Source organism: Streptomyces sp. NP-1717, assembly GCF_022695985.1.
Classification (GTDB): Bacteria; Actinomycetota; Actinomycetes; order Streptomycetales; family Streptomycetaceae; genus Streptomyces.
In genome coordinates this window covers 1-3,400 of sequence record NZ_JAAPBF010000390.1, presented here as the reverse complement: position 1 = coordinate 3,400, position 3,400 = coordinate 1, and the positions used below count along the sequence as shown (strand labels likewise).

Sequence of the window (3,400 nt, the reverse complement as noted above, 5' to 3'; positions counted from 1 at the left end):
ATCTTCGAGGCGAACTCGATGTGCGCGCCGCCTCCCTGGACGGGGCCGTCCTCCGGGTCGCCCGCCCGGACGAGCGCTTCCCCCGCCTCCGTACGGAAGTACAGCACCGACCGGCCCGCGCGCCGCCGGCGGATCAGCCCCGCGTCCAGCAGGACCTTCAGATGGCGGCCCACCGAGCCGAGCCCCTGGCCGGTCAGCGCCACGAGCTGCGTCGTGCTCTTGGGGGCGCCGAGGAGGACGAGGACTCCCGCCCGCGCGGGACCCAGCAGCGCCCGCAGCGGCTCGGGCACCCGCGCCCGGCCCGTATCGGCGAGGGCGCCCGCGCACGGGTACACGACGGCGTAACGGTCCGCGTCCCAGGACACCCACCCGGTGTGCGGTGTGACGGGCACGAACATCAGCCGCACGCCGGGGATCACCTGCGAGGGGCCGCCGCGCGTGTTGATCTGGAGGCGGCTGCCGCCCAGCCAGCGCGTCCCGGGGCGCATGGCGCTCAGCGCGCTCGCCCAGCCGCCGTGGCCCAACTGGGCCGTGCGCGCGAGGACATCGGCCTCGATGAGCCGGCGGCGGCGCGGCCAGTACGGCAGCACGGCCTCGGCCCACACCCACTCCAGGACGGTGGCGGCGCGTTCCGGCAGGTCGGAGCGGTGCAGGCGGGCGGGGACGGGGCCGTCCAGGGACAGGAGGAGATCGTCGCGTGCGCGCTCGGGCGGGGTCTCCCGGATCCGTACCAGCTCGTCCTCGAAAGAGGGTTCGCCGTCATGGTCGCCGGACGGTGTCGGTGTGATGAAGTCCGCGTTCCAGGAGCGGCCGAACGCCGACCGTACGAGCAGCGCCGTGACCGGGTCGGCCGCCTGCCGCGCCCGGTACGCCGGCAGGTGCGCGTCGAGCCACGCGCGCTCGCCGGGGTGCGCGCCCGCGTGCGCGGCGGTTCCGCGCTCCAGCGCCTTCAGGCTCGCGACGGTCTCGGCCAGCGGGGAGACCACGAACCGGCTGCCCGCCAGCGTGTCCGCGTCGATCTGCCACCAGCCCATGCCGCACCTCCCCACCCGACGTTTCGCCCCGGCGCGAAACATTAACGCGCCGCCGACGGCCCCACCGAGACTCCGGAGCATGCGCACCTACCGGGAACTCTTCCGTACGAAGGAGTTCACTCCGCTCTTCCTGACCTCCGCCGCACAGGTCGCCGCCCAGACCGTGAGCGGACTCGCCCTGGGCACGCTCGTCTTCACCGCCACCGGCTCGCCGCTGCTCTCCGCGCTCGCCATGTTCGGCCCCTCCCTCGCCCAGGTGATCGGCGCGACCACGCTGCTCTCGGCGGCCGACCGACTGCCGCCGCGCGCCACCCTGACCCTCGTCGCGTTCGTCTTCGCCCTCGGAACCGCCGCCACGGCCCTGCCCGGTCTGCCGATCGCCGCCGCCCTCGCGATCGTCCTCGGCCTCGGTGTCGTCTCCGCGCTCGGCGGCGGGGTGCGGCTCGGGCTCCTCAACGAGATCCTCTCCACCGAGGGCTATCTGCTCGGGCGCTCCACGCTCAACATGTCGAGCGGCCTGATGCAGATCGGCGGCTTCGCGACCGGCGGCGTGCTGCTGACGGTCCTGTCCCCGCGCGGCACGCTGCTCACCGGCGCCGCCCTGTATCTCACCGCCGCCACCGTGGCGCGGCTCGGCCTCAGCAGGAGGCCGCCGCGGGCGTCCGGCCGCGCGTCGATCTCCGCGACGTGGCGGAACAACGCGCTGCTGTGGGCGTCCCCGCCCCGCCGCCGCGTGTTCCTGGGGCTGTGGGTGCCCAACGGGCTGGTGGTGGGCTGCGAGTCCCTGTACGTGTCGTACGCGCCGCAGCACGCGGGCGTCCTGTTCGCCGCCGGTGCGGCCGGCATGCTGACGGGCGACATCCTGATCGGCCGCTTCGTCCCCCGTCGGCGGCGGACACGCCTGGCCGTCCCGCTGTTGCTGCTGCTCGCCGCCCCGCATCTGATCTTCGTCCTGGGGCCGCCGCTGCCGCTCGCCCTGGCGGCCGTCATGCTCGCCACCGTCGGATACGCGGCGAGCCTGGTGCTCCAGGAGCGCCTGATGGGGCTGACGCCGGAGGCCCTGAGCGGGCACGCGCTGGGGCTGCACTCCGCGGGCATGCTCACCATGCAGGGCGTGTGCGCGCTCCTGGCGGGCGCGGTGGCCGAACTGACCTCGCCCGCGACGGGGATCACGGTGCTGGCGGCGGCCTCCCTGACGGTCACCCTCGCGCTGTCGCGCGGACTGCGGGCGGGAGCGGGCTCTGTCGTCCGTACGCGTGCAGGTGACGCCGTACCGCCGTCCCCCGGCGCCCCGGTGGGTACGGATCCTGCATGAAGTACTTGGTGCGCGACAAGATCTTCGCCATCGGCGACGACTACTGGATCGAGGACGAGCAGGGCCGGCAGGCCTTCCTCGTGGACGGAAAGGCGCTGCGGCTGCGGGACACGCTGGAGCTGAAGGACCCGCAGGGCCGCGTCCTGGTCACGCTCCGTCAGAAGCTGCTCAGCCTGCGGGACGCGATGACGATCGAACGGGACGGCGAGCCACTGGCCACCATCCGTAAGAAGAAGCTCTCGCTGCTGCGCAACCACTACCGGGTCGCCCTGGCGGAGGGCACCGAACTGGACGTGAGCGGGCGGATCCTGGACCGCGAGTTCACGATCGAGTACGACGGCGACCTGCTGGCACACGTCTCACGCCGGTGGTTCCGGGTACGGGAAACGTACGCCGTGAACGTGATCCGCGACGACGCGGACCCGTCGCTGCTGATCGCGGTGGCGGTGTGCGTGATCCGAATGGCGGAGAGGGAACACGAGGAGGCGTGAGCGACGGGGCCCGCCCGTGCCGCCCGCCGGGGCGGCGGGGCTACGGCGGGCCGAGCAGGCGGGGGAACCGACGAGTCGGCGCCCCCGCAGGCGGCCAGACGACGCCAAGCAGGCGCGGGCCCGCGCGTTCATCGCCGGGCCAACCGGCAAGCGCGGAGCCGGCCAAGGCGGTACCCGCATCGCCCCCAGGGCAGACGGGCCGCAGCGGGCAGACGCGAAACTGACCAACTGACGTTCCGGGGGGGCGGCCGACGGCGGGCGAAGCCGTTTCGCCCGCAGGCGGCCAGACGACGCCAGGCAGGCGCGGGCCCGCGCGTTCACAGCCCAGCCGGGCCGACCGGCAGACGCGAAACAACGAACCGACGCCCCCGGTGGGGACTGGCCGAGAGCGGGGCGCGTGCCATCCGCTGGGGCGGCCAGGCGAGGCCGGGCAGACGCGCGCCCGCGCGTTCATCGCCTGGCCGACGAGCAAGCGCGGGGACCGGCCGGGAGCGGGACGCGAATCCTCCACCCCGGACGGACGGGCTGCGGCGGACCGACCGGCAGACGCGAAACTGACG

The 3,400-nt window shown here is 74.3% G+C and carries 3 protein-coding genes; 2 read left to right on the top strand and 1 reads right to left on the bottom strand.

All coding sequences use genetic code 11. From position 1 onward, the window contains the following. Window positions 1–1,034: helix-turn-helix transcriptional regulator (locus tag GXP76_RS34745; RefSeq protein WP_242575601.1), on the bottom strand; the 1,034-nt coding region annotated here is incomplete at its 3' end. Between the two features lie 79 nt (window positions 1,035–1,113). Between GXP76_RS34745 and GXP76_RS34740 the strand changes: the two genes are divergently transcribed. Both GXP76_RS34740 and GXP76_RS34735 read left to right on the top strand, forming a co-directional pair. Further along, a complete protein-coding gene (locus GXP76_RS34740; protein WP_242575600.1) occupies window positions 1,114–2,349 on the top strand; it encodes an MFS transporter in 1,236 nt (411 codons plus the stop codon). Next, window positions 2,346–2,840 (top strand): LURP-one-related/scramblase family protein, encoded by a 495-nt coding sequence (locus GXP76_RS34735; RefSeq protein ID WP_242575599.1) that lies wholly within the window; start codon window positions 2,346–2,348, stop codon window positions 2,838–2,840. Before GXP76_RS34740 ends, GXP76_RS34735 begins: the two co-directional genes overlap by 4 nt. Window positions 2,841–3,400: the final 560 nt, after the last annotated feature.